The sequence below is a fragment of the Streptomyces sp. NPDC001493 genome (assembly GCF_053597235.1).
This window is the reverse complement of the sequence record NZ_JBSFHV010000016.1, coordinates 58,720-71,633: the sequence shown is the minus strand read 5'-3', so window position 1 is coordinate 71,633 and position 12,914 is coordinate 58,720. Positions and strand designations below refer to the sequence as shown.

15 protein-coding genes are annotated in these 12,914 nt (G+C 68.6%); 13 read left to right on the top strand and 2 right to left on the bottom strand.

The genetic code is table 11. From position 1 onward, the window contains the following. Positions 1-36 precede the first annotated feature (36 nt). The 13 genes from ACWCWD_RS22715 (at position 37) to ACWCWD_RS22655 (ending at position 10,813) form a co-directional block, all read left to right on the top strand. Positions 37-654: a GntR family transcriptional regulator gene (locus ACWCWD_RS22715; protein ID WP_450774957.1), complete on the top strand. Its 618-nt coding sequence runs from the start codon at positions 37-39 to the stop codon at positions 652-654. Between the two features lie 71 nt (positions 655-725). Beyond that, a complete protein-coding gene (locus tag ACWCWD_RS22710; protein ID WP_450774955.1) occupies positions 726-1,094 on the top strand; it encodes a DUF6415 family natural product biosynthesis protein in 369 nt (122 codons plus the stop codon). Next, positions 1,091-1,573 (top strand): DUF6082 family protein, encoded by a 483-nt coding sequence (locus ACWCWD_RS22705; RefSeq protein WP_450774953.1) that lies wholly within the window; start codon positions 1,091-1,093, stop codon positions 1,571-1,573. Before ACWCWD_RS22710 ends, ACWCWD_RS22705 begins: the two co-directional genes overlap by 4 nt. 256 nt (positions 1,574-1,829) lie before the next feature. Continuing rightward, positions 1,830-2,555 carry a hypothetical protein gene (locus ACWCWD_RS22700; RefSeq protein WP_450774951.1) on the top strand — a complete coding sequence of 242 codons (726 nt, stop codon included), beginning with the start codon at positions 1,830-1,832 and terminating at the stop codon, positions 2,553-2,555. Positions 2,556-2,558: 3 nt separating this feature from the next. Next, positions 2,559-3,491 carry an SAM-dependent methyltransferase gene (locus ACWCWD_RS22695; protein WP_450774949.1) on the top strand — a complete coding sequence of 311 codons (933 nt, stop codon included), beginning with the start codon at positions 2,559-2,561 and terminating at the stop codon, positions 3,489-3,491. Next, a complete protein-coding gene (locus ACWCWD_RS22690) occupies positions 3,488-4,363 on the top strand; it encodes an SAM-dependent methyltransferase (RefSeq protein ID WP_450774947.1) in 876 nt (291 codons plus the stop codon). The genes ACWCWD_RS22695 and ACWCWD_RS22690 overlap by 4 nt, the downstream gene beginning before the upstream one ends. Then, complete coding sequence (locus ACWCWD_RS22685; protein WP_450774945.1) at positions 4,360-4,671, top strand: hypothetical protein; 312 nt, start codon at positions 4,360-4,362, stop codon at positions 4,669-4,671. The genes ACWCWD_RS22690 and ACWCWD_RS22685 overlap by 4 nt, the downstream gene beginning before the upstream one ends. A gap of 29 nt (positions 4,672-4,700) precedes the next feature. Further along, positions 4,701-5,339: a hypothetical protein gene (locus tag ACWCWD_RS22680; RefSeq protein ID WP_450774943.1), complete on the top strand. Its 639-nt coding sequence runs from the start codon at positions 4,701-4,703 to the stop codon at positions 5,337-5,339. Between the two features lie 28 nt (positions 5,340-5,367). Continuing rightward, a complete protein-coding gene (locus ACWCWD_RS22675) occupies positions 5,368-6,423 on the top strand; it encodes a GntR family transcriptional regulator (protein ID WP_450774941.1) in 1,056 nt (351 codons plus the stop codon). A 63-nt stretch (positions 6,424-6,486) separates the two neighbouring features. Beyond that, positions 6,487-7,794 carry an aminotransferase class III-fold pyridoxal phosphate-dependent enzyme gene (locus ACWCWD_RS22670; protein ID WP_450774940.1) on the top strand — a complete coding sequence of 436 codons (1,308 nt, stop codon included), beginning with the start codon at positions 6,487-6,489 and terminating at the stop codon, positions 7,792-7,794. Between the two features lie 517 nt (positions 7,795-8,311). Further along, the gene (locus tag ACWCWD_RS22665; protein ID WP_450774938.1) at positions 8,312-8,494 is read left to right on the top strand and encodes a hypothetical protein; all 183 of its coding nucleotides are present in this window, start codon (positions 8,312-8,314) and stop codon (positions 8,492-8,494) included. 115 nt (positions 8,495-8,609) lie between these two features. After that, the gene (locus ACWCWD_RS22660; RefSeq protein WP_450774937.1) at positions 8,610-9,527 is read left to right on the top strand and encodes a hypothetical protein; all 918 of its coding nucleotides are present in this window, start codon (positions 8,610-8,612) and stop codon (positions 9,525-9,527) included. 26 nt (positions 9,528-9,553) lie between these two features. Then, positions 9,554-10,813, top strand: a complete 1,260-nt coding sequence (locus tag ACWCWD_RS22655) for a tetratricopeptide repeat protein (RefSeq protein ID WP_450774935.1) — start codon at positions 9,554-9,556, stop codon at positions 10,811-10,813. A gap of 200 nt (positions 10,814-11,013) precedes the next feature. On the opposite strand, the gene ACWCWD_RS22650 is transcribed toward ACWCWD_RS22655, so the two are convergent. Then, entirely contained in the window at positions 11,014-11,466 is a 453-nt protein-coding gene (locus tag ACWCWD_RS22650) for a hypothetical protein (RefSeq protein WP_450774933.1), read from the bottom strand. Next, a complete protein-coding gene (locus tag ACWCWD_RS22645) occupies positions 11,463-12,911 on the bottom strand; it encodes a type IV secretory system conjugative DNA transfer family protein (RefSeq protein WP_450774931.1) in 1,449 nt (482 codons plus the stop codon). Before ACWCWD_RS22645 ends, ACWCWD_RS22650 begins: the two co-directional genes overlap by 4 nt. Positions 12,912-12,914: the final 3 nt, after the last annotated feature.

Here is a 12,914-nt window from a genome sequence, read left to right as displayed (position 1 = left end):
GGGCACGACCGCAGCACGACGCCGAGGGGCGAGACCATGAACATCACCGGCAGGTCCACGTCCTCCGAGCGCCCGAGGGAAATTGCCGACTGGCTGATTACCTTGATCCGCGCCGGCGTGTACCCGCCCATGTCCCAGCTGCCCTCGCTGGCAACGCTGGCCACGGCCATGGTGTCCGACCACGTGGCAGTAGCCAGAGCCCTCCGCCTGTTGGACCAGCAGGACTTCATCGCCGTTCGGCACGGCGTGCGGCCGGTCGTGCTCGCGACCGTGCCCGTACCCGTGCTGGCCCCGGCAGACCTGAGTCGCCTGCTCACGCGGTTGAAGCCGCTGGTCCTGCCCGACACGGACCTCAGTGGAACCGGCATCGCGGAGATGTGCCGCCGAGCCAGGGCTCGGTGGGCCACCCGGAGTTTCGCCCTCGCCCGGGAGCAGGCCGAGATCTTCGGGGCTCTTGCCACCGCCGCGCATCACCTGATCCCCCTCGCCGCCGAGAAGCATCCGCACCATCCCGATGTGCTCACCCCTCTGCGGAGGGCGGCGGTCACCGCTCTGGCCGAAGACCCGCCGACCGTTGCGGCGCGGTCATGGCGCACGGCCTGCCTCGGGGCCGCGGTGCGCGAAGTGCTGGTGCTGGCCGGTGTGGCGTGCTGACACCTGCCTCGCCGTTACCCGGCAACCTTGCCCCGCTGCCGCCAGCCGGCACCAGCGCTCACCAGCTGGTCGTGGACGGCATACGCGCAGACGTCGACCGGGTCCTCGCCTGGGACCTCACGCGCCCGAGCACCGACCTGGCGGCCCTCGACGTCACGGAGGGGCTGCTCGACGACCTCACGTCCCACGCCCGGACGCTGGCCGCACGCCTCGACTTCGACTACCGGACGCTGCCGCCGACCTCGCACGCCGTGCCCACCGCGCGGGCCGTCCTGGGGGAGGCGGCCCGCCGGCTCGACCTACCGTCCCCCGCTCACCCACGGGCCATGGCGGTACGCGCGCAGAACGTCGCGCGCCTCGTCCACGCCCTGCTCCGCGCTGACGATGCCGTCCGCGCGCAGGCACCGCACACCCCTCACCCGAAAGGCACACACCAATGACCCAGCGTCTCTCGAACGCCCTGCTGCTCACCCTCGCGGCCGGGACCCTCGCCAGCACCGTGGTCAGCGTCGTCCGCCTTCTCCAGGACAAGGTGCACCACCAGGAGACCAAGCGCATCGCGCTCGGTCACCTCCAGGACCTCCACCTCTCGGACCTGATCCACCACCCCGACCAGGCCGCGCTGTCGAAGCCGGACGACCTGACCGTCGAGCAGTACCTCCCCCTCCTGTCGGCCAACCGCCAGATCTGCTCCACCAGCACCCACTTCCTCGCCGGCAACCTCTCGTACGAGCAGATGGTCGAAGTCGCCGAGCAGTTGATGGAGAGGGCCAACGTCCGCGCTTACTGGAAGCGCTACGGGAACTGGCGGTTCAAGGAGTCCGAGGGCGACCGGGGCCTGACGACCTTCAACAGGCTGATGGCGAACGCCGCCGACACGTACCCCACCCCGGCCCCCACCCGGAACGCGGGCGTCTGACCTCGCGTACCTACCCGGTGCGCGGAAACGCACCCGGGGCCTCCTGCCAGTGACGAACCGCCGGAAACGTTACCGGCCGTCCTTCTCCCGCGCAGGCAGGAGGTGGCGCCTGAACGCGCCCCGGCCGATCCCCGTGCGGTGCCCGGCCGGGGCCGCTCGACACCCGCCCGCCGTCCGGAACACGGACTGCTGCTCCGGACGGCGGGCGGGGCACACCGACCAACATCTCGGAGGTACGTAGAGGATGACGAATCGCATGGCTGCTCCCGTCGAGCAGCCTGAGGCGCGGGCCGCCGCCGACGCCGTACGCGGGCTGGAGGAAGCGCTGAAGTTCAGCGGCGGCTACTTCGTGTTGGAGCAGAACGCCCCGCCCGGAGGCTGTGAACTCCGGCTGATGCCCTCGGACGCCCAGCCCTGGACGCAGGGCGACGTGCAGGGAAACCTGCAACGCGAAGGGATCATCGCCGGGGTGAGACTGGTGGAGACCCCGTGGCTCGACCCCGGCCCGCTGGTCTCGGTCGAGCTGCCCACTCCCCGGGACATCATCAACCTCGGGCGTCTGGTGGAGACCGGTCTCACCGCTCTCCAGAACGCCGGGCTCCAGCTCCACCACGCTCTCCTCGGAGCCGGCGTCCAGCAGCCCGTGAAGGTCCGGACCCGGGTGATCGAGCTCGACCCGTTCACCCCGCAGGACGCCTTGCGTATCTATCGGCGTCTCGGCGGCGACTCGATGGCGCTGGTAGACCTCGATCTTGACGACTGGGCCGACCACAAGAGCTTTACGTCCGCGTTCGAAAAGCTCCTGCGTGCCAAGACCGAGCGCCCGTTTCTCGCGACGTCGGAACCCACGTGCAGGCCGTGTCGACCAGTCCACGGCAGGAACAAGCTGGTCCTCGACCTGCTGGACACCGATGACGCCCTCGCGCTCGCCGCAGCACTGAGGGACCCCCGGCCCGCGCCGCTCCCTTCTCCGGAGGCTTGACCCGTGGACCTGAACGACAAGGAAGCCCAGATGGACCGCATGCGCGAGGAGTGGGAGCACAACCGCGCCGCGTACGGAACGGCGTGGGCCCCCGCGACACCCGTGCGGCGTGTCCCGAAGGACTGGCACAAGATTCCCGCCAGCGCACGGCTGTACAACTTCCTGGCCGGTGGCGACGACCACTACCAGTGCGACCGCGCCGTGTTCCAGGACCTCCCGGTCGAGGACATCACCCTGGCCAAAGCCGCCGCGGACATCAACCTCGAACACAACAGCCTGGTGGCCGCCGTGGTGGCCGGCCACAGCTGCGAGCAGTTCCTCGACCTCGGCTGCGGCTATCCGCAAATGACCCGCCGCCCGCACCGGCCCGACGTGCACGACGCGGTCCTGGGTGTCCGCCCCGGCGCCAAGGTGATCTACGTGGACATCAACACCCAAGTCATCGCACACCGGCGTATGGCGACCGAGACCTTGGGGGTCGGCTTCGTCCAGGGCGACCTGCGCGATATGGAAACGCTGTTGGCATCGGACCAGATCGCCAGCCGGCTCGACCTCAGCCGTCCCGTCGCGCTCCTGATGCACGACGTCCTGCCGTGGATCGCCGATCCGGACGCCACGAAGGCCATGCAGGTCCTTCGGGACTGGGCCCCGGGTGGCAGTTGGCTCTCGATCACGCACGCCTCCGACATGGCGCCCAGCATGCCGTCCAAGCTCACGCCGATCCTGCGCGAAGTAGCAGACACGTATGAGGACGCCGACATCACCTACCGCCCCCGCTCCCGCGACGACATCGCCGCGTTCTTCGGGGACTGGTCGCACCTGTCCCCCGGACTCGTCCCCACCCACCGATGGCACCGTGACCACCCGCACCGCACCGACGCCCCCCACCTCGCCGGCGCATACGCGGGCATCGCACTGAAGAACTGGGACGCATGAACCGGCCCCACCACCCCGACGCGGACCGGCCGCGGATCACCATGCGGGTGGACAGAGCCGGCAGCGCGCGAATCTCGAACCTCCTGGCGGGCGGAAAGGACTGGTACGAAGCCGACCAGCACGTGGCACGCCAGCTGAACGCCGCCGCGCCCCAGTTCTCGTCCACGGTCCTGATCAACAGCACGCACAACCACCTGACCGTGCGCATGTTGGTGCGAGAACTTCGTGTCCGGTCCATCCTCGACCTGGGCGCCGGCCTCCCGACACTCCGTCGCGGACTCCCGGACACCGCGGCCTCGGCGCAGAGCGCCGCCCCGGACACGAAGGTCGTCCAGGTGGACCGCGACCCCATGGTCGAAGCCCACCTCCGCATGTGCTCCGCCGGCCGCGCCGGGCAGAACACCAGCGTCCTCGCCGACCTGGCCGACATCGACGCCGTCCTGGCCCATCCCGCCGTGGAGGCACTCAAGGAGAATGACGGCCCCGTCGGAGTCCTCCTGCACGACGTCGCGCCGTACCTGACCAACACCGTCGCTGACCGCGTGATCCGCTCCCTACAGACGTGGTTGCCTCCCGGCAGCGCCATCTCCCTCACCCACGCCACCCGCGACCTCCACCCGGAGGTCATGGGAACAGCAGCCGAGATCCTGCGCACCGCCGGACTCCCGTACCAGCCACGCACCCACGGCCAGATCCGGGCGCTGCTGGAACCCTGGCCGCTCCTTCCGCCGGGGCTCGTCCCCACCGGCCGCTACCACCCCGGCCGCCCGCACGCGCAGCTCCCCGACTTCCACTCCGGGGCCTACGCCGCGATAGCCGTCCACCCCCGCAGCACCGTCACGGGGCACCCCGAAGGGCACGTTCAGCCGTGATCTCACCTGACCAGCCGTCACGCGCACTGGCCATCGCGACCGGGGCACTGCTCACGCCCCTGGTGATCCTCTACGTGGCCGCGGCCTACTTCCTGTACCTCGCCCTGACCATCCGCCCGGACGGCCCGTGGGACCACGCGGCGGCTTCCGCCGCCGTTCTCTCGTGCTTGCTCACCGTCGTGAGCACTGCGGTGGCGAGCATGTACTACACGTTCCTGGTCCGGCCCGAGCGGGCCACCCGGCTGTGGCTGGTGCCCGCGCAGGTACTCGGAATCGTGGCGGCCATGCGCTGGCTCACCCTCAACTGACCGCTCAGGGACCCACGGAGGAGCCTTTCGTGATCACCCAGTACTACGTGAAGACGCCCACGGGCAGGGTCCGGGTGCCGTACATCGCACCGTACGAGGGTGAGACCCCGGACCTGAGGAACCTGATGTGGCAACCCGGGAGCGGGCCCGGCTCCGGGTTCCGCTACTCCGACGAAACCGGAGCGGACCGCGACCGGGGAGTCCTGTGCACCCGCCAGCTCCGGGCCAGAGGGATCGGGAGCCCTGAGCTGGCGGGCATCCACTCCCCCCGACAGCGCAAAACGATGGCGACCCTCTCGTGCCAGATCTGCGGCACGGACACGGACGAGGACTTCACCGCGTTCGGTGAGCGGTACCTCTTCCTCTCCTCACGGACGACCCCGCTCACCGAAGGCGCGCGGACGGCCTCTCCGCCGGTCCACCGCGCGTGCGCGCTCGAAGCCCTGGCCGACTGCCCGCGCCTGCGCGCCGGTGCCCACCTGGCCCTGGTCAAAGCCCCGTTCCCCTGGGGCGTGGTGGGACTGGTCCACCACGCAACCACCGGTGCGCCGATTGCCGAAAGGTCCGTCGAGTACGGCGACGAACGCCTCCGGCACACCATCGCGCTCCGCACCGTCGTCGCTCTGCACGGGTGCTCGCCCATCACCGCACACGACCTCAAAAACTGACCGCACTCAGCCAGAAGGGACCACACTCATGAGCCGACCCAGCGTGGAGTTCGCCGCCAAGACGTCCCCGAACCCCCCGGGCACCGGCAGCCGAGAACCCCACGCCCGCAGCCAGGAAATCATCGACAAGCTGATCGCCCTCCTCGCCGACAGGACAGCCTTCCCGCCGGGCAGCCGGCTCCCGAGCCGCAGAGTGCTGCGGCTCCGGTTCCAGGTGTCGACGAATGCCCTTGAGGCAGCCATGGCGGACCTGAAGGCGAAGGGCCGCATCTCCGTCACCCATAACGGCACCTTCGTCCCCGGAGCCGCGGGTACGGCCCCGTCGAAGGGCAGACACCCCATCGTAGAGACGCATCAAGCCCGGCTGAAGAAGGTCAGACACCGCATTACCGAGACGGTGCGAGCCCGAATCGCAGACGGATCGATACGGCCGCGCAAGCCCCTGACTCGCAACCTGGCCGTCGAGTTCACCGTGAGCGACGCCACGGTGCGCACCGCGCTCCGCCCGCTGATCGCCGAAGGGCGGCTGGGGGTGCACAGCCTCCTCGGTATCTGCGTGCCGGGTCCGCCTCCCCCGCCCGCAGCCCGCAGAAAACGCCAGCTCGGGAACGTACCGCTGCCGGGCACCCCCAGTCGCACGGTCTACGACGGACTGCTGAGCCTGCTCTCCCAGGAGAACCAGTACGGGCCCGGCAGGAGGCTCCCGTCGTACCAGGAGCTGGCCCTCCAGCACGGTGTGTCGCTGTACGCGGTGAGGGGCGGGGTGAAGCCGCTGGAAGCCCAGGGCCGAATCCACGTCTCGTCGCGGGGGGCCATCGTGCTGGGAGAGGGCTACTCCTTGGAGCCGCCCATCGCCCGCGTGGTGCGGGACCGGATCGCGGCCGGACGGATCAAGCCGATGCGGAACATCGTCCACGACCTGGTGGCCGAGTTCCGCACCCGCGACTGGAAGGTCCGCGCCGCGCTCAAGCCGCTGGTCGAAGAAGGGCTGCTGGTGTCGAGCCGGGGGTTGGGGACAGTCGTGCCCCGCCCCCGCAAGGGCCCATGCGAAGCCTGCAACGTGCGTGCAGGACTTGACCGGTGACCAGCCCGAGTAGTCGGACCGGTGATGACCTCGTACCAGCGAACGAGAAACGGAGCACTTCCCATGGATGAATACCTGCGCCGCCGTAGCCGACTGCTGACCTCGGTTCGACCTATGCCGGACTTCGAGGTCATCGGCGCCGACGGACCATGGCTCGTGCGAGCCGACGGAGAACGGATCTTTGACGGATCCAGCGGGCTCCTCCGCGCGAACGTGGGCCAGAACAGCCCCAGGGTGCTGTCCCGGATCAGGAAGCAGTTCACCCGGTACACCTTCGGGGACGCCGCAGTTGCCCAGCCCAACATCCAGATGGAGCTGATGGACCGGCTGTGCCAGGCCGTGGGCCGCCCCCACGACTCTGTCGCGCTGACCAGCAGCGGGACGCTCGGCGTCGAGGTCGCGATCAGCCTCGCGCGGAACATCTCCCGTGCTCAGGACGGGAAAGAGCGGGGAGACATCCTCACATCCACCCTCAGCTACCACGGGACCTCCGCGCTCACACTGGCTCTGGCCGGGAATCACGCCCTACGGCCTCGTCACGAGGACGCACTCGCCCTCGGCCCCGCCTTCCCCGCGCCCTACCCGCCGACGCACCCCCACGAGGCCGGCACGTGCGAGGCATCGTGCGCTGACGAGGTCGCGGCGGCGATCGACGCGAGAGGCCCCGAAAACGTGGCCGCCGTCCTCATCGAACCCGTCAACGCAACCACTGGCGGCGCGATGATCCCCCCGGAGGGATACCTCCGTCGCGTCTCGGAGATCTGCCGGGACCGGAACGTGCTCGTCATCCACGACGAGGTCCTGACGGGTCTGTGGCGTACCGGCCTGCCCCTCGCCAGTGACCACTGGATCGAGGCTGAACCGGACATCTGCGTCCTGTCCCAGGGCTTGGGGGCCGGGTACACCGGCATTGGGGCCGTGCTGGTTTCACCGGAGATCGCACATGTGCTGAGGTCCGAGCGCGCCGACCCGCTGCCCGCGATGGGCACGATGGCCACGCATCCGCTCCAGGCGGCAGCATGCCTGGGCGTGCTCGACGAGCTGGAGTCCATCGACCTCGACGCGTTCGGGCGACGCGGAGACTTCCTCGGTGCCGCGCTGCGAGACCTGACCGCGACCGGGCCGGTCCGAGACGTCAGGGGGTTGGGGCACCTGTACGGCATCGAGTTCGAGCCCGGTCACGGTCTCCTCTGGGCGTTCATGGAGGAGGCCGAGAAGCGCAACGTGCTCTTCTCTCCCTTCACCGGGGCCGGCCACCCGCGCAGCGAAGGCGTGGTCATCGCTCCGCCGCTGAACTCGGAGGACGACGAAGTTCGTTTCCTGACGGCCGCGGTCACCGACGCGGTGAGCGCTCTGAACAGCATCTGCTGACCGGTCGCCATGTCCCGGGGCGGGCGTGCACGCGGGCCGCCCGTTACGGCGGCGGCCCCGCATGCCCCGCGCCCACGTCCTCGTTCACCTCTATAAAGCCCGGCCCTTGATCGCCGAAGGGTTACCGGTCCGCCTTCCGACATCGGCATGCATTCGCCACGCCCTACCGTGCAGCGCTCAAATAAACGACACCAAGTCATTTATTCCGGATAGGCCCTCACGCAGTTCACACACACACACACACACTCCTTGCCCGTATTCACAGTTCAGCTGGCTATGGGCACCCCGACGACATTCAATGGAACCCTATTGCCCGACGGCATAGGGGAATTTGCCATGCGCGCATTATGAATTATTGGGCCGGATTGCAATCTTTGAAAAACTCTTCTCGGGGGCTTTCCTGGGTGCCGCGCCATGGGCTACGTTAATTGCATTCGAGGAAATGCCCTCCGCCCCGGAGTGAGCGATCTCGAATTCCCTGCCGACTTTCGGTAGGGAACAAATGAAAGGGGAACACATGTCCTCGTCCAGCACCCCGAGCACCGGGTCCGCCCCGGCGATCGCCCCCCTGACCCGCCGCCTGGACCACTCCGTCCCGGACGACTTCGCGCCGGCGCCCTCCGTGGCCGTGGGCACCCTGACGCGCCGCCTGGACCACTCGGTCCCGGACGACTTCGCGCCGGCCGTCGCCCAGAGCTGACCTGCTTCAGCTCGCAACAGACGCCGTCGAGATGACGGCAGGCGGGCCGGCTCGGTATCGACATCCGGGCCGGCCCGCCGCGGTGCACCGTCCATTCCGACCCAGGAGAGTCCGCATGAACATCGCCACCAGCGTCCAGCCCGGCTCATTTTTCGACCTCGCCCGCGCTGATCAGGGCCTGATGGCCCTCCGGCACGACGGCGTCCCTCACGTCGCACCGTTCGTTCTGATGGAACAGCTCGTGAAGAACGGCATTCCCTTCGCCGAGCACGCCCGTGTCCTGCACCGCGACACCGTGTCCGTGTCCGGAGTGGACTTCGACTGGTTCGACGGCAAGCTGCCCGACCAGATCGCCACCGAGATCAACTTGTCGGACTACGACATCGTGGAGCACAACGACGACCGCCGTACGGCGCTGTCCCACGCCTTGGAGCGCCTGGCCAACGTCCACCCCGAGGGTTTCGAACGTGTCGGGGCGTTCGTCCGGGGTCTGCTCTGGGTGGCCCACAAGCCCGGCGTCCGGGCCTCCTCGCTGACCAGTTCCAGCGACCCGGCGCTGCCCTACATCATCGTCTTCTCCGACAAGGCCAGGCACCACATCCCGCCGAACACCGTCAGCGAGCAGCCCTCGCACCTGTTCCTGGCGGAGAACATCCTGCACGAGGGCACCCACCAGTCCGTCAGCTTCCACGTTCTCCTGAACCAGGTCTTCTCCGAGGAGTACTCCTCTGCGACCTCCCCCAAGATCGAGATCGCGTGGCGATCCCAGAGCTCCCAGCGCAACCAGGCGTGGGAGGTGGACAGGGCCTTCCACGCGACCGTGGTGTACAACCAGTTGATCCGGTTCCGCCGGGTCGAACTCGGTCGTGACGACCTGACCGACCACGAGCGGGCCTGCTTCCAGTCCGCCTACGACGAGGGCCTGCCGGCCGTCCGCTACCTCATGGACCGGCTCGATGAGGTCCGTCACCTGTTCACCGAGCACGGCCAGGACCTCCTGGCCACCCTGCGCGAACAGACCGATCAGCTCTAGCGCACCCGAGCAGAGAGCGAGAACTCATGCTCCAGCACCTGACCACCCAGAATGACGACCTGCGCATGATCCCCACGAACCGCGCCGAACTCGTCGCCGCGGTGGGGGAACTCCGCGAGGAACTGCGTGGGCTGCCTACCGACGCCGATCATGACCGGCGTCGGGTCATCAACCGGTGGATCGGCATCGGTCTGCTGACCCTCGGCGACTACCCCGAGGCCCTTGGCCATCTCAACCAGGCCCTCAGCCTGGCCGTGGCGAGCGGCAACGGGCGCGCGGTCATCGCCGCCGAACTCAACATCGGCGACGCACACCGGTACGCCGGCGCGACAGAGGAAGCCGAAGTGCTGTACCGCAAAGCCCTGGCGGCGGCGCGCGAACAGCACCCCGAACTCGTCGACTTCGCGCTCCAGCACTTCGGCAAGCACCTCATGGAGGAAGGCAACCTCCAAGGGGCTCGCGCCCGCCTGCAAGAGGCCCTGGCTCTGCGCCAGTCCAAGAACGACGCCACATTGATCGAGTCCACGCAGGCCGCACTCGACCGCGTTGACCTGCTGATCAGCCGAACCGGTGCAGGATCGCCAGCGGCAGGCGAGGAAGCGTCAAGACGGTGGAGCAGCGAATGGACGGCGTGGCTGCGGTCCCGCACCTTCGTCGACAGGCCGTCGCAGTGGGGCAGGGACTTTCCCTCCCTGCAAGAGGGTGTCTGGGCTCTCGCCGATCACCGGCGGGTACTGCCGCGACACTTGCGGGACCAGCCCTTCCCCCCTGAGTTGATCGCCGCCATGGCGGAGGAGGCCGAGCAGTTCCTGACCGACGGCCGGGGATACCTCCACAACGGCAAGTGGAACGCCGCGGTTGGTGAGGCTGCGAGCCGGTTCGCCGCACAGATGGATCTCGCCGCCGCAGTGGAGCTGACCACGGGCATCGCAGTCGAACAGCCTCACACGGCTGTGTACTTGGCCTACCAGGAGAAAGGACAGAAGCTCGACTTCCACGTCGACAACCCCGATTTCGGTGTCGCCAACGTGATCCTGTGCCTCCGACACACCCTCCCCGCTGATGCGCCGCGAGCGAGCACCACCGTCTTCATCACCGGCGGCGGCTACATTCAGTACAGCCTCAGGCCCGGTGAATACCTTGTGTTCGACGGCGTGCTCGCCCCCCACGGCCGAACGCCTCTCTGTGCCGGTGAGCGCGTGCTCCTCGTCAGCTTCGGGTTCCACGGGCGTGGTGCGAGCCCTCGCACGGCCGCAGAACTTCCTTCTGCCCCTCTGCAACTCTGACGGGTTCGCGTCAGTGTTCCGTGCCGGGGCCTCTCCTGAGGCCCCGGCACGGACATTGGAGGATCCAAGTGCTCAATTTGGTGGACTTCCTCCGGCAGGACACAGCGGGCCTATGAAAGTAATCGAGGGGCGCGTTCATCCAATCGGCTTAATGCGGGGGCGGCACCGGCCCCCTCAACCTGCTGAGCAGGCTCGGTTGATCAAGAGGGCCATGCAGCGAGTTGGAAGCGTGCCGGGCAGTCTTCGTGCTGACCGACTCGGCATTCGTTGGCCGCCAGGCCCAGGAACTTGTTCATCCGTGTGAAGAACCGGTCAAGGTGTTCATGCCAGATCACGGATGATCCCGCATCGGCGTAGGCATCACCTCTGGCGAAGGCGAGGGCTGCGATGTCGTAGGCCAGCCCCCCGTGCTTTGCCCAGCAGGGCGGGATGATCTGCTGTGGCTGCCATGCGTATGTCCGGTTCAGCCAGCGGCACACGGAGTCCAGCCAGGGGGTCATCGGCTCGGTCAGCTCGGCGGAAAGGGCTCCGAGGTCCCACGGCGCGGGGCCGTCGGCGGCTACGGAGTCTTCCGTGCTCCGTTCGGCGATGTACTCCAGGATCAGCGGGGGCGGCTCGGGGAAGGGCTCGAAGTGGGTCAGGGTCTCGGTCATGCGGCAGCAGCTCCTTCGCGGCTGGCCCACGCTGCGGCGTGGGCCTTCGCCTGATCCCTCTTCTCGGTGGCGCGCCGGTTCCGCTCGGCTTCGTTGGCAGCTCGCAGGTCCCGGACGTGCCCCTCGATCTCGGGCCAGGAGTCCCAGGTCCACATGCCGTCGAGCCGGGTGACGACCGGCGGGAGGTTGTCCGCGAGGAGCAGAGCGTGCCCTTCGGGCAGCCCCCTGATCTCGTCGCCTCGAAGGACGGGTTCGAGGACCCTGTGTGTGGCTGTCGAGTGGCCGCCGCGGCCCCCGCTCGACGTGGTCTTCGTCGTGCGCTCGCGCTCTACCTGACCGCACAGGTCGGACATGTCCTTCAGGAAGGCAGGGTCCTTGTCACCGCTGAAGACCACGACGTTGTTGGTGAAGGCCGCCAGCTCCTTGGCCGTGTCCTCACCGAAGCGGGCGACAGCTGACGCCCACGCCTGGAGGCCGTAGACGACCGTGATGCCACGGGCCCGGCCGTCGGCGACGCGTTGGCGGAGGCTCGGGATAGGCGCGATGTTCGGCGCCTCGTCCAGGGCGGCGAGGAGAGCGGGGTCGAGCTGTCCGGCCGGGGAGGCGAGGGCGTGTGCTTCTGCTAGGTCCAGGAGGTCTTCGGCTATCGCGGTGGTGAGCGGCGCGACGCTGTTGACCTCCGAGTCCTTGCCGAGGAGGTAGAGGGTACCGCCGGCGTCGAGGAACGCGCCGAAGTCCGTAGGGTCCTCGCCTGTTCCCTGAAGGGCGTTGATCACCGACTGGTGCATGAAGGGTTCGAGCGCCGCGTCCAAGGTGCTGGCCGTGTTGCCGACGGTGCGACTGTCGCCGGTGGTCGCCGTGCGGAGCATGTCCGCCCAGCCGGGACCGGCGCCGGGGTGTGCGTTGAGGATGCCGAGGGGTGCCGGGTCGGTCAGCTTGCGGGCCCACCGCAGCACCCAGTCGAGGGACGCGCCGTCGAGGGCGGCGGCGTGGAGGAAGGCAGCGAGGATCTTGGATGCCTGCCCCTTGTAAAAGGCGCTGCCTTCGCTCGACTGTGCCGCGCTGTTTGGGGTGCGCGAGCCTGCGACGAACGACCGCCCGCGCATCATCGCCACCTCTGTGTCGGCTGCGCCGTTGATCGGCGTCCACCGGAATTTCGGGAGGCTCGGCGCGATGTTCTGCGGGTCGAAGACCGCGACGGGGCGGCCGTCCCGTCGCCGGGCGTCGAGGGTCAGTTCGACCAGATCGGGCTTGGTCGAGGTGGCCAGCACCGGCCCGGCCCAGCCGCGGACGAGCGGGGCGAAGAAGCGCAGCGTCTTTCCGCTGCCCATCGGGCCGATGACCCGGCACGCCTTGTCGGCGCGGGACCAGAGATCGACACCCTTCGGACGCTGCGAGACGCCCAGCGAGTAGCCGAAATCGTGTGGATCGAGGGGGTGGTGCATGAC